The sequence below is a fragment of the Pantoea coffeiphila genome (genome assembly GCF_016909495.1).
Classification (GTDB): Bacteria; Pseudomonadota; Gammaproteobacteria; order Enterobacterales; family Enterobacteriaceae; genus Erwinia; species Erwinia coffeiphila.
The window spans coordinates 428,107-448,642 of the sequence record NZ_JAFBFW010000001.1 but is presented as its reverse complement, the minus strand read 5'-3'; the positions used below and the strand labels follow the sequence as shown (position 1 = coordinate 448,642).

At 54.4% G+C, this 20,536-nt stretch carries 17 protein-coding genes; 1 reads left to right on the top strand and 16 read right to left on the bottom strand.

Annotated features, from left to right (window positions below):
* Window positions 1–202: 202 nt before the first annotated feature.
* From JOE09_RS02075 to JOE09_RS02030, 10 genes are all read right to left on the bottom strand, one after another.
* The gene (locus tag JOE09_RS02075) at window positions 203–1,339 is read right to left on the bottom strand and encodes an MFS transporter (RefSeq protein ID WP_239552896.1); all 1,137 of its coding nucleotides are present in this window, start codon (window positions 1,337–1,339) and stop codon (window positions 203–205) included.
* A gap of 282 nt (window positions 1,340–1,621) precedes the next feature.
* Complete coding sequence (leuE, locus tag JOE09_RS02070) at window positions 1,622–2,275, bottom strand: leucine efflux protein LeuE (RefSeq protein WP_205065092.1); 654 nt, start codon at window positions 2,273–2,275, stop codon at window positions 1,622–1,624.
* A 206-nt stretch (window positions 2,276–2,481) separates the two neighbouring features.
* A complete protein-coding gene (locus JOE09_RS02065; RefSeq protein WP_205064612.1) occupies window positions 2,482–4,890 on the bottom strand; it encodes a membrane-bound PQQ-dependent dehydrogenase, glucose/quinate/shikimate family in 2,409 nt (802 codons plus the stop codon).
* A gap of 529 nt (window positions 4,891–5,419) precedes the next feature.
* Complete coding sequence (locus tag JOE09_RS02060; RefSeq protein WP_205064611.1) at window positions 5,420–6,478, bottom strand: LacI family DNA-binding transcriptional regulator; 1,059 nt, start codon at window positions 6,476–6,478, stop codon at window positions 5,420–5,422.
* Between the two features lie 86 nt (window positions 6,479–6,564).
* Entirely contained in the window at window positions 6,565–7,512 is a 948-nt protein-coding gene (locus JOE09_RS02055; RefSeq protein WP_205064610.1) for an Rpn family recombination-promoting nuclease/putative transposase, read from the bottom strand.
* Window positions 7,513–7,645: 133 nt separating this feature from the next.
* On the bottom strand, window positions 7,646–8,620 hold the full coding sequence (locus tag JOE09_RS02050; RefSeq protein WP_239552895.1) for a tyrosine-type recombinase/integrase: 975 nt from the start codon (window positions 8,618–8,620) through the stop codon (window positions 7,646–7,648).
* Window positions 8,621–8,679: 59 nt separating this feature from the next.
* Complete coding sequence (locus tag JOE09_RS02045) at window positions 8,680–9,276, bottom strand: cytochrome b (RefSeq protein WP_205064608.1); 597 nt, start codon at window positions 9,274–9,276, stop codon at window positions 8,680–8,682.
* A 419-nt stretch (window positions 9,277–9,695) separates the two neighbouring features.
* Entirely contained in the window at window positions 9,696–10,502 is an 807-nt protein-coding gene (locus tag JOE09_RS02040; RefSeq protein ID WP_338049273.1) for a helix-turn-helix transcriptional regulator, read from the bottom strand.
* Window positions 10,503–10,620: 118 nt separating this feature from the next.
* Entirely contained in the window at window positions 10,621–11,493 is an 873-nt protein-coding gene (locus JOE09_RS02035; RefSeq protein ID WP_205064606.1) for an MBL fold metallo-hydrolase, read from the bottom strand.
* A gap of 96 nt (window positions 11,494–11,589) precedes the next feature.
* Window positions 11,590–12,486 (bottom strand): LysR family transcriptional regulator, encoded by an 897-nt coding sequence (locus JOE09_RS02030; RefSeq protein ID WP_205064605.1) that lies wholly within the window; start codon window positions 12,484–12,486, stop codon window positions 11,590–11,592.
* Window positions 12,487–12,595: 109 nt separating this feature from the next.
* Between JOE09_RS02030 and JOE09_RS02025 the strand changes: the two genes are divergently transcribed.
* The gene (locus JOE09_RS02025) at window positions 12,596–14,014 is read left to right on the top strand and encodes an aldehyde dehydrogenase family protein (RefSeq protein WP_205064604.1); all 1,419 of its coding nucleotides are present in this window, start codon (window positions 12,596–12,598) and stop codon (window positions 14,012–14,014) included.
* 67 nt (window positions 14,015–14,081) lie between these two features.
* Here the strand turns inward: JOE09_RS02025 and JOE09_RS02020 are convergent, their stop codons facing one another.
* The 6 genes from JOE09_RS02020 to JOE09_RS01995 form a co-directional block, all read right to left on the bottom strand.
* Window positions 14,082–15,272: a cytochrome c biogenesis protein DipZ gene (locus JOE09_RS02020; protein WP_205064603.1), complete on the bottom strand. Its 1,191-nt coding sequence runs from the start codon at window positions 15,270–15,272 to the stop codon at window positions 14,082–14,084.
* Window positions 15,273–15,418: 146 nt separating this feature from the next.
* Window positions 15,419–16,729, bottom strand: coding sequence for an ATP-binding protein (locus JOE09_RS02015; protein WP_205064602.1), 1,311 nt, complete (start codon window positions 16,727–16,729; stop codon window positions 15,419–15,421).
* A complete protein-coding gene (locus JOE09_RS02010; protein ID WP_205065091.1) occupies window positions 16,726–17,466 on the bottom strand; it encodes a response regulator in 741 nt (246 codons plus the stop codon). Before JOE09_RS02010 ends, JOE09_RS02015 begins: the two co-directional genes overlap by 4 nt.
* A 14-nt stretch (window positions 17,467–17,480) precedes the next feature.
* Complete coding sequence (locus tag JOE09_RS02005) at window positions 17,481–18,473, bottom strand: alpha/beta fold hydrolase (RefSeq protein WP_205064601.1); 993 nt, start codon at window positions 18,471–18,473, stop codon at window positions 17,481–17,483.
* Window positions 18,474–18,756: 283 nt separating this feature from the next.
* Window positions 18,757–19,113, bottom strand: coding sequence for a cupin domain-containing protein (locus JOE09_RS02000; RefSeq protein WP_200546430.1), 357 nt, complete (start codon window positions 19,111–19,113; stop codon window positions 18,757–18,759).
* A 283-nt stretch (window positions 19,114–19,396) separates the two neighbouring features.
* Entirely contained in the window at window positions 19,397–20,509 is a 1,113-nt protein-coding gene (locus JOE09_RS01995) for a TlpA family protein disulfide reductase (RefSeq protein WP_205064600.1), read from the bottom strand.
* Window positions 20,510–20,536 lie beyond the last annotated feature (27 nt).

Sequence of the window (20,536 nt, the reverse complement as noted above, 5' to 3'; positions counted from 1 at the left end):
AAAAGCATTCCTTATGCGGAATAGTGGTTTAAATGATTATGATAATCATTTTTCTTTGCAGGCTCATTGTAAAGATTTCATTGTCTTGTGTAAAAAAATATAAAACATTACATTTCAATGAATTAAAGGACAGTTAAACGAAAGCATGCGCCGCCGAATGGATGCCAGTGTAAGGACCCGGATCTGTGGAGTCGGTAAGACTTCAAGGATGATTAATTCGCTGATTTCTCTGCAACATTACGATGAAAATCGGAAACAGTAGCGCCGCCACGGCAGCGATAATTAACAGCCTGTCAAGATGCCAGGCTGCCTCGTCTTCACCAAGCAGCAGCGGAGCCAAAAAGAATGCAACGGTAGTAGCGAGGTGCATTAACGACGTTTGTAGTGCCACAAATTGGGCGCGCTGCCCCTCGGAGGGATACGAAATGGTGACCGCCGATGACACCACCAGACGACTATAGGATGCGGCGAGAAACAGGACAATAAACAGTCCAGACAGCGGAGAACCGGACGCAGCCATGCCGAGACTGAGCAGAAAAATAAGCGTCGAACTAACGGCCAGTTGTCGTGCATTACAGTACGCCAACAGTTTCCCGGTTATTTTGGTGGCCAGCAGGCCTGCAATGCCTCCGGCAAGAAACACCCAGGGTAACAGCGGCAGTGCCAGCCCCATCTGCCGTGTCAGCAACGGAACCAGAATCGGAATAATCAACATCGGACTGAACTGCACCAGGGCATTTGCTGAGGCAAAGAGCAGGGTATTTTTACTTAACGTCAGCGGAGCAGGAGCATACCCAATCGACGTCTCCGCAGGAACGAAGAGGGTAACCAGTGGAATAGCAAGCAGGCACAGCAGGCCTATGACGTTCAGTGAAAGATGCCAGCCGAAATGGGTACAAATCAGTAATATCAGCGGCATTCCAGCAATGCTTACCATCGAAAACGCAGCAATGACCGTCGCCAGCATCTTCCCACGCATATCGGGTGGGGTTTGATTGATCAACAGACCGATGGCGACACCCATCGTTGTACCGCCAATCATACCGGCTAAGAACCGGAGTATCAGCAGCACGCCGAAACTCTGCGTTAGCGTGGCCATGACCGTCAACGTGCCCAGCAACGCCATATTCAGCATTAAAAAACGTTTTTTATTCACCCGACCCAGCCAGTAAAAAGCGGAGAAACCGGAAATAACAGCACCTGCGGTATACAAACCCGAGACATAACCTGAGTATGAGACGGGGACGGCGAAATCAGCGGCCATAAATGCGAACAGTGGATTAAAAACCATATATTCCAGCGCATTAGCAAACTGAACAAGAGCGATAACCAGTGCCATATGGCGCAGTTGACGGAGATGAGGATTCGACATGGCAGATAACCTGAATTGAAAGAAGAACCCAGCTTAATCTCTATCAATGATGATTATTAGCCGCAAAAAATTAATCGTTGCGTTATCAAAAATGGGATGATGAACGCAAAATTATTACCCGGCTGACACACCATGCCGCTCGAATTTATACCGTTGAAATGAGAAAAACGAATTCAATTTATGCCAGGCGAAAACCCGGTTTACTGATAATCGGGGAGAGGAAACGGGCCACTAAGGGCCCGTATATTCTCAGGCAGAAAGCGTCGCCAGACGGGCAGCGAAGCCCATAAACAGCAGTGCAATAATACCGTTTCCGGCGCGTGAAACATTCTGACGCTGGCGGAAAAATGTTGCCATCGCTGCACCGCCAAATATCAGCAGGGAGAGATAAATAAAGCTGAAGGCTTCCAGGATAGCCGCCAGCAGGAAATAGGACAGGCCGGTGTGCGCATAGTTGTAGTCAATAAACTGTACGAAAAACGAGATATAAAACAGAATGGCTTTTGGGTTGGTCAGGCTCAGGGTCAGCGACTTTCTGAAAATATTTTCCTGGCTGATGCTGACTTCTTCCGCGCGCTGGCTTTTAGCAAAAAAGTTGGCGTGAATAATTCTGATGCCGAGGTAGAACAGATAAAAAGCCCCCAGTAAACGCACCAGGGTAAATAACAGCGGCGACGCTTTGATAATCGAGGCTACGCCGATAAAGGACAGGAAAATCAGCAGAGCATCACCGGTAAACACACCCAGTGCTGCCCGGTATCCGGCGGCAACACCTCTGGATGCGGCGGTCTTCAGCACGTAAATCGAGTTCGGACCCGGCGCGATAATAATTAACAGCAGGCCCGCAATATACGTCCAGAGATTGATAACACCAAATTGTTCCAGTAACACCCCGACCTCCATACTATTCAGACTGGCGGCTGCCTTACGGCATACGCAGATTAAGAGCGGCATTCTAACGCCTGATATCGACAGGAATAAAGCCTTCTGCTGAAAGTGCGGGAATTTCATGTTCAGGTTACCGCCCGGGTGATAAGACGCACGTAGGTAAACCGGGGATGGGGGTTAAAAAAGCAGGAGGTCATTCTCCTGCTTTACGTTAACCACACTTATTTTTTAGCGGGTTCCTGCGGTAGAGCATAGGCAATCACGTAGTCGCCGCGATCCTTATTGGTACCGGTACGCGTAGCACCACCGGCCACGACCACCACATACTGACGGCCATCTTTGCCCATATAGCTCATCGGTGCGCCCTGGCCGCCCACCGGCAGCCGCCCACGCCACAGCTCTTCGCCGGTATCACTGTCCAGCGCACGCAGATAATAATCGAGGCTGCCGTGGAAGAAGGTCAAACCGCCTTTGGTGACCATCGGCCCTCCCATCGTTGGCATACCTACAGGGATATGCAGATGAGGAATAATGCCTTCGTCAGGCAGGAACGCGTTACGGATACGCGCGTCTTCCAGCGTTCCCATCGGCACCTGCCAGCGCGTTTCACCGGTCTGTAGGTTGATTGCAGTCATTGAACCAAACGGCGGTTTAAAGCAGGGAACGCCCAGCGGTGATATAAACATCGAACGCTCAACGCCCCACGGCGTACCCAACTGCTGCGAGTACTCGCCTTCGCTTGATGGAGCCAGACCCACCTTCGCCGCATCCTCCCGGCTCAGGAAGCGAGCCCACATTGCCATGCGGATATCGTTAACGTAGAGCATGCCCGTGGAGGCATCCAGCGCGCCGCCGCCCCAGTTCATCCCACCGTAATAGCCCGGCCAGATTAGCGTTTTCTTCTTATCGGACAGCGGCGTAAATTCGCCTTCCCAGCGCATCTGTTTGAACTGAATGCGGCAGTAAAGCTGATCGAAGATCGTGGCTCCCCACATGTCCGGCTCTTTTAGCGGCGCAACGCCAACGGACAGCGAGGAGTAAGGCTGAGTCGGCCACGGCTTCATGCCCGGCATGGCGTCTGTTGAAACTTTACGCTGTTCAACCGGGTACACCGGCTTTCCGTTACGACGATCGAGGACAAAAATCTGCCCGCGCTTGGTCATCTGAATCACCACCGGCAGGATCGAACCATCCTCACGCGGCATATCATAGAGAATAGGCTGAGTGGAGACATCATAGTCAAACATGTCGCGGTTGGTTGTGCGGAAATGCCACTTATCGATACCGGTTTTGGCATCGATGGCGACGATGGAGTCATTATACTCATCGGCGTAGTCGTGGCGGTTTCCGTTCCAGAAGTCCGGCGTCTGGTTGCCGGTTGGGATGTAGATTAACCCCAATTTTGCATCGTATGCCGCTGTCCCCCAGAAGTTTGGCGATTCCGGTGGATAAACTTCACCATCAGGCAGTGGCGTGCCGCGTTTAGGATTGGCCGGATCCCAGGCCCAGGTGATGGCGCCGGTACGGACGTTATAAGCACGAACTACGCCCGACGGCTGCCCAACGCTGTCGTTATCACCAATCAGGCCACCGACCACCACCAAGTCTCCAGCGACGGTTGGCGCCGCCGTCGGGAAGTAGACTCCCGGCGCACGCGGACCCAGTCCTTTCAGCAGGTCGACGCTGCCGTTATCACCAAAGCCCGGACACATCTGGCCGGTTTTGGCATCCAGCGTAAACAGTCTTGCATCAATTGAGGTTAATACGATGCGTGCCTGGCACTGTTCGGTTGGGTTCGACGTCGGCGTTTCGGTGTACGCCAGACCGCGACAGCGCTGCCATCCTTTACCTCCATCGCCTTCACCGGCACCCGGCTTCAGTTTTGGATCGAAACGCCAGCGCTCCTGGCCGGACTGCGGATCCAGCGCGATAACTTTGCTAAAGGGGGTACACAGATACACGGTGTCATCCACTTTCAACGGCGTAACCTGATATTCCGCGCCGTTAATCGCCAGGTCACCGGTGCGATAGGTCCAGGCAACCTCAAGGTCTTTCACGTTATCTTTATTAATCTGCGTGAAGGGAGCAAAGCGATGGCCGCTGGCGTTGCGCGCCCAGGAACGCCAGTCATCGCCTTCATTCTCACCGGCCTGCGGATTGACGATCGGCGCGGCCGATTTTCCTTTGGCGCTGACTTCAGGGTGAGGCTGGAACATACCGGCAAAAACGGCAACTACGCCCACGCTGAATACCCCGGTCAAGGCGATCGCCAGTTTCGGCTGCACACGATAGAGACCATCACGATTTTTCAGCATCGGAGAAAATGCGCTAACAATAACGGTGACGATAATAAATACGATTGTGCGCGGCACCAGCTGCCAGAAGTCTAAACCGACTTCGTAGAATGCCCATACTCCCGTGATAATTAACAAAATCAGTGCCAAAAGCAGGGCAGCAATGCGCTGCTTTACCAGCATCCAGCCGGTCAAAGCTAGCCCTGCGCCGGCAAAGACATAAAACCAGGAACCCCCTAACGAGATGAGATACGCGCCACCGGCGGCGAGAAGAACGCCCAGAAGCGTAAATATCCCTCCAGTTAAATAGAGTAGAAAAAGTCTTACCTTGTTCATTTAAAAACCTATGTAATTAAAACTTGTTAAATTATTGACGTAAAGAAACGCCCTGAAACTCTCAGTAAGAGTGCAAGGGTAGGGGCGGTAAAAATCATTCCCGAGCCGTCAGATCAGGCATATTGCTGAGCATTGCAGAGTCGGAATTAAATTTTATCCTGAGGGTCAGAGTTTGTGCAGCATCTTCCTGATGAACAATATCCGTATTTATTGACTGTATTATTTAAACGATAACTGAATTGCTTGTTGTTATGTTTCGCGACATTTATAAACCAATTGTCATGGTTGTGTTAACTAACTCATTAAAGAGTTTTGCCTTGCATCACAAATTAAGTATCTTGAACAGATCTGTTCAGTGATTAAATATCATTGCATTAAATAAAATGATAGCGGATATGCACACTACCTGTATGGATTTAAAATAAACTATTGCTGGTTGTTATTCGGCCTGTCTGTTCGAGAACTCATCTGACGGGTTAATCGATATTCAATTATGTGGTCGATCCGGGAATTATCCCGGATTGATGTTTCAGCTGCGAAGGTAGGGGCGGGAATGGTGATTGGTTGGGCAGAATAATCGAAACTCAACGGGACCGGTATCAGGCGAAACGTCGCCCAGTCCACAGGCATTCAGGGCATGACGGATTGCGGTAATAATTTGCGTATCCGGATCCTGATCGATGATCAAATCCATTGCGCCGTCTTTCAGGCAGCTAATATGATAGTCGTACATCTCATGACCAACCCAAGTTACGCTGGATACACGGTCAAATTCCTTCAGGGCTTTGAATATGCCATCCGATCCATCGCCACTGTTATAAATGCCAACCAGTTCACCTTTTTTAATTTCGTCAACCACGATGTCATAACAGGCCTGACTGCTGTTGTCGGTGATTATTTCAACTTCTTCAAAGCTGCCCGATGCGAGCATTTGCTGGCTGAACCCGTCACTGCGTTCTGAATGCGTACCAAAATGCTTATTACACAAGAGTTTCAATACTCTGCCAGGGCGCTGACTTAAGCGCTGAATAAACCAACCGGCCGTTTTACCCGCCTGGTAATTATCAATCCCTGAATATAAGCTGGTGGTGAGTTCCGGGAACTGGCTCATTAAGGTAATCACCACCGTTCCCTGGTCAATCATCGAATTAAGATGATTACGAATGAGTGGCGTATCACGGGCAACGACGATAATAGCATCCCGTCGGTGGCGAGAATGGATTAATGCTTCAATGACTTTTTCTTCCGCATCGGGTAGCGAAATACGATGAATGCGCACACGTTTATCAAGCAGATGGAGGATGCGGTTTAACTCTTCCAGATAACGTTTAACGATTGGCGTTGAAACATGGGAAATAAGCACATCAATATGTATAAGCTGGTGTTCTACATCGGGCAGTATTCTCCTGACGTCTAACTGCTTCGCAGCATTCACCACACGACGTCGAGAGGATTCAGAAACGCTGCCGATTTCATTCAGCACTCTGTTAACTGTTGATTCGCTAACGCCAGCGAGTCTGGCGATATCAGAAAAATTTGCCTTTTTTCTGTTTGAAGCCGTTTTCGTTTCTTTTTTGTGAGTTGCCAAAACCGTTCAGCCCTGAGTGAAATCATCTGCAGAATGCAAACTTGCGGGCTACAGTATATAACTGCCGTCATCAGACGGCAGCAAAATCAGTGAGGTAATTTCTCCAGATCCTCTGCCATCAGTCCGGTGACGGCAAGAACTGAGTCAGCATCCATACCACGGGTAAGAAGTGAGCGGGCAATGGTCAGTGCGGCTTCACGCTTACCTTTAATCACTCCCTGCTCTTCACCAAGGAGAATGCCTTTCTTAAGACCTTTCTTGATACCTTTCTTAACGCCAATCTGTTCAAGCTGTTGGGCAATAGTCATCAGTCCGTCCTTATGCTGAGGCATCCTTTGTGCCAGTTTCCGTACGAAAGCAGACGCATCCGGGGCTTCCCCTGTCTGCACCAGGTAGTTTATCAGCGAAACTAACTGCTGTCCTGTGAGATAGCCTGCAATTAAGACGGTGCAAAGCCGATCGAGTAATTCTGTCAGATCGCGCTGGTGGATATGTTTCTGCAACAGTGTCAATGCGGCCATGCTGCGGTGGTGCATAATGTCGTCGTCGGGGATTACCGTAACATCAATTAGGGGAAAATCTTCGCGATACAGTTTTTCCGCCATGCCAGGATCGTAGAATTCCTGCAGCCAGTTGGTCGAGTAAGGGTAAGGGCTTCGCCTGCCGTTATAAAACAGAAATGGAATCACCAGCGGAAGACGGCTGTGGCCAGCATCAAGGTGGCGCTGCATTGCCGCGATGGCATAGCGCATCAGTCTGAATGCCATATGCCTGTCGGGTGAGGATTGATGTTCAATCAGGATATGAATATAGCCCTGACCGGAGGTGGTTTGTACGCTGTAAAGCACATCGCTGTAAAAAGCGCGCAGGTTTTCTTCAACAAAGCTGCCTGATTCCAGCTTTAAGGTGCTGAGATCGCAAAGCGCGTAAATTTGCTCAGGCAGGTGCAGCGCGATAAAGTCTCGCGCCGTATCTGGATGGCTAAGGAATGTTTTAAATACCGCATCATGCGGAACGGATGTCGTCCGTGTCATCGTCCTGGTCGCTGGCTGTTGAAATATAAAACTCTACATCAGCGCCAGGCGTGTTTCCGATTGGCTAGTAAATTTCTGGAGGCACCTTCAGAGATTATTTTGTGGATGTAACATTGCTGATATTGGCGCAGGTTTAGTTAAACCCGTTCTCCATAAAATCAACCATCGCACCTTTGTGTGCATCGACATTACGGATATAACGCATCAGGGTTTCCGGTTTTTTCCACGTGCCTTCCTGCATAATTTGCGGAACGGAATAGCCCTGCCGGGCCATATCCTGCGCGGCCCCGACGCGGGCACTGTGTCCGCTCCATCCCTGATAGCGACCTTTATTTTTCTTTGCGGGCGTAGCCGGGCCCACCTCGCGCCACGCCTGCAAAAAAATATTTTCCAGCGCCGGGAGCGTTAACGGCCTGGCGTTGTTGATTCTGGCCGAATTAGAACGATGAACGGGGCAGAACAGATAAGCATCCGGTTCGGCTGCCAGCCCGGAAATCATCAGCCATTCCGTCAGGCGCTGCGAGGAGTGGCTGCTCAGCGCTTTAATCAGGCCGCCGGTCTGAACAATGGTTTTGGTCCACGCCACGTCCAGAATAATTCGTCCATCCTCCGTCCGGCTGATATCACCCACCCGCAGGCGGGAAAGTTCGCTAACGCGCAGCAGGGTATTGTAGGCCAGATGCAAAAAAGCCAGGTCACGGACCTGCTGCAGTCTGTCCGATCCTGCCCAGCGTGCATCCAGCCGGGAAAGATCGCTCAGCCGAAAAGGCACGGCCTGGCCGGTGCGTTCGCCGCTGACGACCGCACTGCGGTTAATCTTTTTGAGGGTGCGAAACACCAGCGGCGAAGTGCCGGGAGATACCAGACCGGCATTACGATGCAGCATAGCGATCAGCGCGGCGTGGCTGGCAATAGTTGAAGAAGACCGACCGCTGCTCTGTAGCCAGGACAGGTAGTCACGCAGATCGGCAGGGGAGATTGGGAAAAACGTTCGACCATGTTCTTCCGCCCAGCGATAGCAAATGCGCATCACGCTGAGCAACTGCCGCCAGGTGTTTGGCGAGAAGGCATCTTTGTCTTCGACGAATTCTTCAAGCGTTGTTCGCATCGCATCGCCAGCTGTTGAAGAAAGAAAAAAGGACTGATTCTGAATGGCTTTTGTCATTTTTACTCTCTGCCTTCCGGTGACGACTTAAGCCCGGCCATCCGGTCAAAGGTACCGTCACGCAGAACGAACCGATGGTAAAGCGCCGCCAGAATATGCATGGCCATGATGCCGCAGAGCACCCATGCCAGCAGAGCGTGAAGCGCATTGGCCGGTGCGATCATCCAGCCGATTTCCGTTCCGGTTTCCGGAATGAGGGGCAGCCCCCAGGGGCTCCATCCCTCTCCGCTGCCGTACACGCGCAGAAGAGCAATCGCCGGGATGATAAACATCAGGGCATACAGCATCAGGTGAGCGGCGTGGGCGGCGGTGCCCATCCATCCCGATGAACGGGGCGGGCGGCGGTGCCTGTTGGTGAACCCCCATGCGGCACGCACGACGACGAGCGCGATAGTCAGCAGGCCGACCGTGCCATGATCGGGGCCGAACCGGGCGATGTTTTCGACCGTTTCTGAAGGGTTGAACGCCTTCCAGCTCAACGCCATGATCAACTGCCAGAGAAGCAGGTAGGCCATTCCCCAGTGCAGGATGCGGGTGACCAGGCCGTAACGTTCGGGCGTGTCCATCCACTGGCGGCCGGTACGATTGGGGTCTTTCATGCTGCACCTTCCGGGTTCGCGGGGAGAAAAGAGGGCAGGTATTGGATGAATTCTGTCATATTTGCTGAATAAATCGCCTGTCATTACCATCGATCGCGCTACGTGAATTCTGCCGAATCGGCAGAGGGATTATGCGCAATCTTTCACGTAGCGACGCCATTTTTAACTGTAGAATTGCCCGGTTACAGCCCGGTAAAAATCAGGCACCCAGGCGTACGGTAAAGTCCGGTTCCGCAGCGGATCGTATGATAACGGAATTTTGATCCCAGATCCTGACTTTATATAATGCCTATTATATAAAGTTAGAAAACGATCCGAGAGATCATTTTTATAATTATTCATATTTATCATCAGGTTAGATTGTGAAGGGCGGCTGCGGTTTTATCGTCGCGATCCCGTGAACAGAATGCGAATCTGAATTAGCGGAATCCCGAGGGTTCAATGCCGTATCGATCGCTGAACTGTCTACTAAAGCTGGTCACGGAACTGTAGCCGACGCGGCCCGCCACCGTTTTTACCGGAAGATCGGAGGACATCAACAAACGCAGCGCTTCTGCCACGCGGGCCTCGATAATAATCGCCCGCAGGCTGGTGGATTCAGCGGCCAGACGGCGGCGCAGCGTGGCGCCACTAAAACCCAGCTGCTGTTCTATTTCAGCGGCATGCCATAAATGGGCAGGATCTTTTGCTACCATTCGGCGAATCTTCATTGCCAGGCCAGGATCTCGTGCGCGCAGCAATCCGTGGCAGCCCATGGCATAAAGCATCAGCACCACTTCGACCATGGCATGAAGAGAAAGGGGGCGTATACCGCCAGTCATCGCCTTTACCCAGCGCTTAAGCGGTGCAAGCAGATCGCCGACGGACACGGCAACCACATCGCCAATGTCCTGTTGCGCGGGGTCGGCAAGCAGCAGCCGCGCGGCCTCCAGCTGTTCCTCCGCCAGCGACAGGCTCAGCGCAACAAATTCTCCGCTGTCTTTGCAGGGTGCATATTCGATGTCCAGACTTCTGGCATTCGGGACGACCAGCATCTCACCGGGGTGTACGGTTACCCAGTCACCGTTTTCCCGGTAGCTGAAAGTGCCCTGAAGTGGAAAAGAGAAGGTCGCTACTTCCGCCTCAAAGCGTTTTACCTGATGGGTTTTCACCGCGCGCAGACAAACGCAGGGCAACGGCGACTGAGAGCGCGCAAGCTGGAGCAGCTGGTGAAGCAAATGCTGCACCTCAGTATCATGGGTTTCAGAAACCTGCATAGGACCGTCAAAAGGGAAATGGAGTTTTTACTATATGCCGCCCGGGTCTGTTTTCTCAAGCGGCCTGTGCTTTCATCGTGTTTTAACCTCAGATCGCTGGCGACCAGAGGTCGTAGTCCAGCGCAAATGTTGCGCCGTCACGTTTTACTTTACCGGTTGTGGGCAGATTAAAATGCATTCCGCTGACCGACAAATTATCACTGGCCGCGCGGTCAAGCAGCTGATGACGCACCGCCGATGCTGAAGCCGGATCGCTGTCGAAGGCAATAGTCACCTCCGGCTGGGCAATCTGAATATGAGGAAAATGCACAATATCTCCCCAAATCAGCAGCGATTCGCGCTCATCTCCCAGTAAATAACCACTGTGGCCCGGCGTGTGACCAAACAGAGGAACTGCCTGAATACCTGGCAAAATCGCTTCCTGACGGAACGGCACCAGCCGATCGTCGTAGGCATTAAAGGCGTTTCTTGCCAGATCGATAAACGGGCGCTGGGCGTCCGGCACGCTGGCATAGCGATTTTCATCCCGCCAGAAAGCCAGCTCTTTTTCATGCACAAACAGCTGCTGTACGTTGCGGAAAAGAGGCGTTTGTAGCGGACCGGCCAGGCCACCGATATGATCGGGATGGGCGTGCGTCAGCAAAACGGTATCAATCTGCAGCGGGTCGATGCCCGCAGCGGCCAGCGCCACCGGCAGTCGCCCGCCCCAGCCGTTAACGCCACCGGCACCGCTGTCGATCAGAATGGTACGTCCGGCCGTCTGGATAACGTAAACGTTGATATTGATACGCGGCACGGCTGGCGCACCGCGTCGCTCTAACAGCGCTTCTGCCCGCGAACCGTCGATGCCGGAAAGGAGTTCAAACGACACGTCCAGATATCCGTCGCTGAGCATTGTCACCAGCATGTCGCCGATTTTTTTGCGGTTAATGGCCGGTGCCTGCCAGGTAAGCTGAGTCATTATTTTCTCCGTGAGCTGATTTCATTCAGTCAAATCATGCCGTTAAGCATAGCAAGACCGATCTCATCGTTTCGCTCACTTTGGCTCGCCAAACGCTCAATCCCTCGCATTCACTTCCTGTATAAGGTCAATCAACGCTCGAAGCGCGACTGGAATATGGTGTCTTCCTGCATAGTAAAGTGACAGACCGGGCATCGGCTGTAGCCATGGAGACAACACGCTAACCAGCTCGCCGTTGCGCAGCTCATTTTCGATATACCAGCGCGGGATCTGCGCAATGCCTGAATCATGCCGTACGGCGGAAAGCATCAGCTGCGGGGAATCAAGGATCAGCGGACCAGGCACATGCAGCGTGAAGAGTTCCCCTTGACGATGAAACTGCCAGCCAGAAGGCAGCCCGCCGGGCAGGCGTCCGCGAATGCATTGATGATGCATCAGATCTTCCGGCCTTTGCGGCGGGGGATGGCGATCGAAATAAGCTGCAGAAGCCACCACTGCCAGCGGGATTTCACCGGAAATCGGCACCCGGATCATATCCTGCGGCACGCTATGGCTTGACCGTATTCCGGCATCAAATCCTTCACCGATAACATCCACCATCCGTCCATCGGTAACGATATCCAACGTCATTTCCGGATAGCGTTGCAAATAGCGATGCAGAATCGGTGTAAAAATCATCAGTGCGGCACCCAGCGCACAGTTAATCCTTAACGTACCCGACGGCGACAGGCTTCGGCCGCTGGCTTCTTCCATCGCCTGCTGGATCTCGGCCACGGCGGGAGCAATCCGTTCGACAAACTGCTTGCCTGCATCCGTCAGTGAAACGCTGCGGGTGGTGCGGTGAAACAATCTGATGCCCAGCCGGGATTCCAGTCCGGCGACGGTATTGCTCACCGCCGTGGTTGACATCGACAGCTCCAGCGCCGCCGCGCGAAATCCCCGCCGCCTGGCCACGGCCAGTACCACATTCAAGTCTGTCACATCTCTGGACATTGGTTCGATTTCCGGGATTCTTCATGCCTGATTAACTATATTATCAAAACAATAAGTCGTCGATACACTCCATTCTTCCTCCCCATGAAGACAGAACAGGAGCCATGCCATGTGGTATATCGACAAGGCCTATATAGGCGGTAAATTTGTTGCGGTCAGCGGCAGCAAGGAAATTGAGAGTATTAATCCGGCAAACGAAAAGGTTATTGGCCGCGTGCGTCTGGCGGATCGCAATGATGCCCGACGGGCGATTATTGCCGCATCACAGGCGCAAAACCGACTACGGGAAACCTCCCGAAAGGATCGTGTTGAGATGCTGATGGCGCTCAAATCTGCCGTTTTACGCCGGACGGCAGATCTTCAGCAGGCCACTATTGAGGAATATGGCGGGCCGCTTTCTCGTTCACGCTGGGTCAGTCAGTATGCTTCGCAGTGCTTTTCCGATGCTGCGGATACATTACAGAATTACCCCTTTACGAAGAAAATCGGTGCGGCAACGGTGGTCATGGAGCCTGTTGGCGTGTCGGCACTTATCGCACCGTGGAACAGCGTGACGGGCTCGGTATGCAGCAAGCTGGCCTTTTCGCTGGCTGCGGGCTGTGCATCGGTGATTAAACCCAGTGAACTGGGGGCGATGCAGACGCAGGTGCTGGCGGAGGCGCTGCACGAGGCCGGTCTGCCCGATGGGGTGTTTAACATTCTGCTGGGCAATGGCGATGATGTTGGCGATGAAATCTGCCGACATCCGCTGATTGCCAGAATCTCCTTTACCGGTTCAACGGCCACCGGTAAAAACATTGCCCGTACGGCCACTGAAACACTAAAACGCGTCACGCTTGGACTGACGGGAAAATCCGCTTCGATTCTGCTGGATGATGCCGATCTTGACGTTGCGATTCCGCTGGCGATAAACGCTGCATTTCTCAATAACGGACAGGCCTGCGTTGCCGGGTCGCGGCTTCTGGTGCCAGAGTCGCTCTTAGAAGACGTTATCACGCGGGTCCGATTGCATGTTTCCACGTTGAAAACGGGGCTGCCGGACGATCCGGCGACGGAGATCGGCCCTCTGGCTAACCGGAGCCAGTACGATCGTATCCAGCGCTACATTCGCCTGGGCATTGAACAGGGCGCGGAGATTATCGTGGGCGGCGAGGGGCGACCGGACGGATTGGAAAAGGGCTTCTTTGTCAGGCCGACGGTTTTTGCAAAGGTGGAAAACCAGATGGATATCGCCCGTGAAGAGATTTTTGGCCCGGTACTGTCCATCATCAGCTATAGCGATCGGGGCGATGCCATCCGTATTGCCAACGACTCGCTCTACGGACTTCAGGCGTATGTGTTTACCTCCAACACAGAAAGCGCGTTACACATTTCCCGGCACCTTCAGGCGGGCAGCGTGCTGATCAATCGCATTATCCCTGAACTTCTGGCCCCGTTTGGGGGCGTTAAGCAGTCCGGTATCGGGCGAGAATTTGGTATTTTTGGACTCGAATCCTTTCTGGAGCCCAAGTCCATTGTAACGGGTTAGCGTTCTCGGAAAGGCCATGTCGGTGCCAGAGACATCATTTCGCCGATGCCTCTGGCCGCTGACCTCATCAGCTACGTGCTTCGCTTAACAGCTGTTGTATAACCTGTTCCTGCTGTTCGTAATCACCTTCGCCAAAGGCGGTATAGCGCAACTGGCCCATGGCATCAAAAATGTAGTGTGCGGGCCAGTACTGATTACCGAAGCGGTTCCAGATGGCATAGTTGTTATCGGTGACCACGGCGTAGGGCAGTTTCCAGCGGGCGATAGCAGCGGAAACCGTCTGCGCATCGCGCTCCCAGGGATACTCAGGGGTATGAACGCCCACCACCACCAGCCCCTGGCTCTGGTATTTATTGGCCCAGTCGCGTACGTGCGGCAAAGTGTGCTGGCAGTTAATGCAGTCAAACGTCCAGAAATCAATCAGTACCACTTTACCCTTGAGCGAATCAGGAGTGAGGGGTTCACCGTTCAGCCAGCCGGTATCGCCGGTCAGCGATGGCAGTGCGCTGCTGGTTTGCTGAACGGCTACCGGCTGCAGTTTGATCTGCGGCTGCGGGCGGGCAAAGTGCTCGCTCAACCGCTGCTCCAGGCGCTGGGCAAATTCCGGTCCGCTCTGCAGCTGACTCTGCGCACCGCTGGCAACCAGTGCCACCGACCCGAGCATCAGCCCGCCCGCCAGCTGGCGAAAACGGGTGGTGATCATCATCCCCGGCCGCATCCGCGCTAACAGTTCACGGCCGGCAAACCAGAGCAGAGCCAGCATTGCGGCGCATCCGCTGCCGTAAGCGGTCAGCAGCAGTGCAACGGACACCGATGATGTGCCGCTGACCGACAGGCTGAGGATTGCGCCCAGTATCGGCCCGGCGCAGGGTGACCACAGCAGGCCAATGGCCATCCCGGATAGCAGGGCTGCGGCCAGCCCCTGCTGGCGATAGCTTTCATCGTTGATCCGGTTGCCGAGGGCAAGCAGCGGACGGCTGAGCCACTGGGCCATTCGGGAGGAGAGCAGCGTTAATGCAACAAGGGTGAGAAAACCGAGTGCTATCCAGCGCCCGGCGGCGGTAACGCCGGTAACCCACTGACTGGTCACCGACACCAGCAGTGCCACGGCGGTAAACATCAACACCATTCCGCCGAGCAATGCGATAATTTTACCTCTGCTCCCGCGCACGCCGGCAAATACAAAGGGGATCACGGGCAGAGTACAGGGGCTGAGTAAGGTCAGCATTCCGGCAATAAAAGCAATCAACAGCGTCATAGAGAAACTCCTTCAATAGCAAACGAGGTCAGGGTCTGCCTCCTCGGGCAGTGGGCCTATTTAACCGCTCGAATGTATTGGTGGTGTTTCTCGATCTGGCCGATTTTGTCAGCTCGTTTATCTGCGGGCGATAGCGATACACTTTGCTACAAACGCGTCTCACGCAGCATTACGGCTGCCTGCAATCCTCCCTGAGGAAGGTTGCTGAGCGTCAGCATGCCGTTCATCTGGCCGACCAACTGTGACGCAATCGCCAGCCCCAGCCCCGTGCCACCGGTGTGGCGACTGCGGGAGTTTTCCAGTCGATAGAAGGGTTCCAGCACCGCCTGCAGTTCCCGTTCGGGAATACCGGGGCCGCCGTCGCGCACGCAGAATTCAATGCCGCCCGAGCCGGGCGGGTAAAGCACAATATCGGCGCGATAGCCGAATTTAAGTGCATTATCGGTCAGATTAGTGATGACCCGCCGCAGCGCCTGCGGCCGAACGCTAAAGCGATCGTCGCCGTCACACGGTGTAAAACTCACCGGCAGCCCGATATCCTGATAATCGCAGGCAAGGGTGTCGATAAAGGCATTCAGGCTGACGGTTTGCGGTTTCTCTTCCAGCCCACCCGCGCTGCGGGCGTAAGCAATCCCTTCACGAACCAGCCGACTCATTTGATCCAGATCGCTCTGCAGCTTATCGCGCAGATCCGGCTGTTCCGACATCTCCACGCGCAGCTTCATCCGGGTAATCGGCGTTTGCAGATCGTGTGAAATGGCCGCAAGAATTTGCGATTTCTCTTTCAAATGTTCCTGTATACGGTTCTGCATATCATTAAACGCGCGGGCGGCCTGGCGAACCTCCAGCGGGCCGCCTTCCGGCATCGGCTGGATTGCCGGTGAGGCTGGCTTCAGGGTATCAACTGCGCGAATAAACTGCGTGAATGGCCGTGTGACCTGGCGAACCGCAAACCAGCCGCAGCCGATCAGCAGCATCAGCTGGGCGAACAGGACTATCGGTAACCAGGTGGCAATGGCAGGCATGTGCGGCCAGAGATTAATAGTCAGCGGGCTGCCATCATGCAGCCGAAGGTGGACCTGAATATGTTCGCGGCTGCCGGGAAGGGAGACGATCGTCATCGGCCACGTACTACCCAGCGCGGCCTTCAGTGAGTTAACCGCATCGCGCGAACGCAGGCTGGTGGGGGGATGGCCGGTCTCACCCGGCGACAGCTCGTAGCTGTAGTTTCCTCGCGCCAGTCGGCTCAGCCACTGCGGGCGTTCAGCCGCAGGGAGCCTGTCGAGGATCGCCACGCTGGTGGCAACATCGTACTCCAGATTCCCCAGCATCACCGTTTTGGCACTGTTCATGCGTTCAATCAGCAGGCTGGCCAGCGTCATGCCGTTAGCCAGCAGCAGGCCAAGCATGACGATCAGCAGCAGGCGGGCCAGTAATGTTCGTGGCCACAGCCTCATTCGAGAGCCTCTTTGATAATGGCGGCGGCAGCCAGTACATAGCCTTCACTGCGGACCGTCTTGATCAGCGACGGTTCCCGCGCATCTTCCCGCAGCCGCTGGCGTAGCCGACTGACCAACAGGTCGATGGAGCGTTCAAACAGCTCCGCATCGCGACCCTGGGTCAGATTCAGCAGCCGATCGCGGGACAGCACTCGCTGCGGATGATCGAGAAAAACCCGCAGCAGTCGATATTCCGCACCGCTCAGCGCCACCACCGTTCCCTGTGTATCCAGCAAGTGTCGGGAGGTGGTATCCAGCTGCCAGTCGCCAAAAGCAATGATCCGTCCGGCTTCCGTCACCTGCAAATTCGGCGGCAGGGCGCGCGTGCGGCGGAGGATCGCTTTGATCCTCGCCAGCAGTTCCCGGGCAACAAACGGTTTCACCAGGTAATCATCAGCGCCCATCTCCAGCCCAAGAATACGGTCAGCGTCTTCGCCGCGCGCGGTGAGCATCAGTATCGGCATATTTTTCTGCGGGTCGCTGCGCAGCTGACGACACAGCGTCAGACCGTCATCGCCCGGCATCATAATATCCAGTACGACCAGGTCGATATGCCTGTTCCCCAGTACCGACCGCATCTCGCGACCGTTCGCCGCCCCGGTTGCGGCGTAGCCTGATTTAATCAGGTAGTCGACGATCAGCTCACGAATGTCGCGATCGTCATCCACCACCAGTATGTGATCGATATGTTCCAGGGGAGGCTCCTTAGTTACATGCCCGCTGCGTCAACGACGGCCTGAACGAATCGTTCAGGATCTTCCTGCGGAGGATTGTGTCCGATATTACCGCTAAACGTGCGGTGTTCATATTTCCCGCTGAACTTAGCCCGATAGGCCGCCGGGGCCGGATGCGGTGCACCGTTGTTATCGCCTTCAATGGTGATGGTCGGCACGCCGATAGTGGGGAGCGCCGCCAGCTTTTGTTCATAGTCCGCGTACTTTTCTTCGCTCTTTTCCAGACCTAACCGCCAGCGGTAGTTACTGAGGGTAATCGCCACGTGGTCGGGATTGTCCAGCGCGCGGGCGCTTTTCTCGAAGGTGGCATCGGTGAATTTCCAGCCTGGCGACGCCTGCTGCCAGATCAGCCGGGCGAAATCTTTGGTGTTTTCAGCATAGCCTTTAGCACCGCGTTCGGTGGCGAAGTAAAACTGATACCACCATTGCAGTTCGGCCTGCGGCGGCAGCGGTTTACGGCCAAGCTCCTGGCTACCAATCAGATAGCCACTTACCGATACCAGAGACTTTACGCGTTCCGGCCACAGGGCCGCGACAATATCGGCGGTGCGTGCACCCCAGTCATAACCGGCGAAAACCGCCTGCCTGATATTCAGGGCATTCATCAGATCGACCACGTCCTTCGCCATTGCCGCCGGTTCGCCGTTGCGCGGGGTTTTATCCGACAGGAAGCGCGTGGTGCCGTAGCCGCGCAGCCAGGGGACAATCACCCGATAGCCTTTAGCCGCCAGTTGCGGTGCCACCCGGGAGTAACTTTGAATATCGTAGGGCCAGCCGTGCAGCAGAATAACCGGCTGACCATCGCGTGGGCCGATATCCACATAGCCGACGTTCAGCACGCCCGCATTAATCTGCTTAATCTGTTCAAATCCGGTGCTGTAGTCCTGAACCGTCTGCGTTGCTGATGCCTGGCAGGCTGCAATCATAGCCATGGTGCCCAGCAGTAAGGGCGATATGCGTGTTTTCATTTTGTACCTCAGGAGTTGTTTTGTTTGTTGAGGCTATGAAAACACGCTGATGTATGCGGAATGTTTTTATCTTTGCGGGTTGTGCATCAACCTGTATCGCTCAATAAGGCAGATACAGTGTGATACAAAAATGCCACAGGACAGTCCTGGGCGAGGATTGCGTGCGGTGCGGTGCGTGAGAGCCATGTTCGGTGGGGTCAACACGTTAATTTGCGGTCAGCCACTGTCGCTGACCGTTGCGCGTGTTGATGGAGGAAAAATGGAGGATAACTTGTGGGGCCGATCAGTTGGCGTCAAAAATCACATAAACCTTACGCATTTGCGTTTCCACCACCCAGGTTCCCTGCGTATTGGCTTCGAAAAACAGCGTATCGCCGCCTTTAAAGCTGACCGGTTCTTCACCGTCGGTGGTGAAGGTGCCGCTGCCGCTGAGAATATGCATGACTTCCGCCTGCTTCACGCCGCGACGATAGCTGCCCGCCGAGCATTCAAAGATACCGGTATCGATATCCTCCTTGCCGGGGATTTTTTTCTCCAGCCCAAAGACCTTAATCGGCGGGCTGCCCGGTAAACCTTCCACGCTACCGCACGCTTCAAGGGATTCAATGGCGGCGGGCTGTGCAATTTTCTGTACTTTCATTTCAGGGTATTCCTTGCAGTGGATGCCGGAGCAATATCGTAAGGTGATGAAAAAAATCAGGTTAATGATGTGATGGCATTAAGATTAGCGAATTGATTAAGCAGATGGTCTGATTTATCGGCAGGGGTTTAACATTTTTACGCGAAAATGAGCGGGGTTAAGGCAGGAAATTTTTGCTATGCCGGGAAAAGGTCGCCCGTTGTCCGTCAGGCGCGGGGCAACCTTTATCACTACCTGGCGACAGAGCCAGGCTTATTGCCCGGTCATCGCCCGTTGGCGTAGCTTACTCCAGCCAGCAGCGATCGCCGTCGCAGACTACCTTTTTACCTGGCTTATCGTCCGCCGGGATATTCTTCTGGCACTGCGCAGCCAGATCGTTAAGCGCCTGAATAATATCCTCATGCAGACCCGCGTGCTGCGCCGCGTCTATTGCCTTCAGCGCATACTGATGCGCATCCTGCCAGGCTTCCTGCCGGAATCTGACCAGCGTCAGGCTGCGGGCGATATGGCACCGGGTGATCCATTCACCGCTTTCTGCCGCCTGGCTTTCAGCTTCCAGCAGCGTATCGGCGGCAAAGGCGAGCAGGGCATCCTGACGATCGATTTCCGGATTCACCTCAATACCGTCAACGATGATATAGCCGAGATCCTGGCGGAGTCTTTCCGTCGAGTCGCCGAATTTTTCTTTCAGTTGGCGGGCGTAGCTCAGCGCCGCATCTCCGCCGGGCAGCCGCAGCATCAGGGCCAGTTTCTCCAGCCCCAGCACCTGTTCCAGGACCGGATTCTCAGCGAATGCGGCTTCGCAGGCGGCAATCGCGCCTGGCAGATCTTTATCGGCGGAGAAGGCCATCAGCTGCTTTTCCAGCACTTTCCTTTCCGCCACCATGCTGTCTTTTACCCACTGCCGGTACTCGCTGGCCGCACGTTCAATATCAAACGTACCGGCGACAACCTCGGCCAGCGGCGCATCCAGCTCCATTGGGTGACCAAACCAGGCGATACGGCCCTGCTGGTCAATCAGGAAAGCCGTAGGGATACCCTCCTGCCAGCTTGGCTTCAGCCAGCTGCCGGGGATATCACCCGGTTGTTCTGCCGTTGCCGCCGGGTTAAAGGCCAGGGTATAGCCCATTTCAGCCTCGCGTTCGCTGGCGAATTGACGCACTTCGTTAATATCGTCTTCCCAGATCGCGGCACCGAGTATCGTCACCTGCGGATATTGCTGCTGTAGCTGGGTGAGATGCGGGAAGGTGGCGACACAGGGCCCGCACCAGGTGGCCCAGCACTCCAGTACGTAAACCTGGCCGGGTTCAAACGCGGTAAACGCCCGCCCTTTGATAAATTCCAGGCGTGGGAATGAAGGTGCGGCATCGCCGATAAACAACGGGTTAACTGACATAGTGACTCCGGTAATGTTAACTGCCTG

Excerpts from the sequence above, each read along its gene's own strand:
- JOE09_RS02075 (WP_239552896.1), bottom strand. The coding sequence starts at position 1,339 with ATGGCACTGGTTATCGCTCTTGTTCAGTTTGCTAATGCGCTGGAATAT.
- leuE (WP_205065092.1), bottom strand. The coding sequence starts at position 2,275 with ATGGAGGTCGGGGTGTTACTGGAACAATTTGGTGTTATCAATCTCTGG.
- JOE09_RS02065 (WP_205064612.1), bottom strand. The coding sequence starts at position 4,890 with ATGAACAAGGTAAGACTTTTTCTACTCTATTTAACTGGAGGGATATTT.
- JOE09_RS02055 (WP_205064610.1), bottom strand. The coding sequence starts at position 7,512 with ATGACACGGACGACATCCGTTCCGCATGATGCGGTATTTAAAACATTC.
- JOE09_RS02050 (WP_239552895.1), bottom strand. The coding sequence starts at position 8,620 with ATGCGAACAACGCTTGAAGAATTCGTCGAAGACAAAGATGCCTTCTCG.
- JOE09_RS02045 (WP_205064608.1), bottom strand. The coding sequence starts at position 9,276 with ATGAAAGACCCCAATCGTACCGGCCGCCAGTGGATGGACACGCCCGAA.
- JOE09_RS02035 (WP_205064606.1), bottom strand. The coding sequence starts at position 11,493 with ATGACTCAGCTTACCTGGCAGGCACCGGCCATTAACCGCAAAAAAATC.
- JOE09_RS02030 (WP_205064605.1), bottom strand. The coding sequence starts at position 12,486 with ATGTCCAGAGATGTGACAGACTTGAATGTGGTACTGGCCGTGGCCAGG.
- JOE09_RS02025 (WP_205064604.1), top strand. The coding sequence starts at position 12,596 with ATGTGGTATATCGACAAGGCCTATATAGGCGGTAAATTTGTTGCGGTC.
- JOE09_RS02020 (WP_205064603.1), bottom strand. The coding sequence starts at position 15,272 with ATGACGCTGTTGATTGCTTTTATTGCCGGAATGCTGACCTTACTCAGC.
- JOE09_RS02015 (WP_205064602.1), bottom strand. The coding sequence starts at position 16,729 with ATGAGGCTGTGGCCACGAACATTACTGGCCCGCCTGCTGCTGATCGTC.
- JOE09_RS02005 (WP_205064601.1), bottom strand. The coding sequence starts at position 18,473 with ATGAAAACACGCATATCGCCCTTACTGCTGGGCACCATGGCTATGATT.
- JOE09_RS02000 (WP_200546430.1), bottom strand. The coding sequence starts at position 19,113 with ATGAAAGTACAGAAAATTGCACAGCCCGCCGCCATTGAATCCCTTGAA.
- JOE09_RS01995 (WP_205064600.1), bottom strand. The coding sequence starts at position 20,509 with ATGTCAGTTAACCCGTTGTTTATCGGCGATGCCGCACCTTCATTCCCA.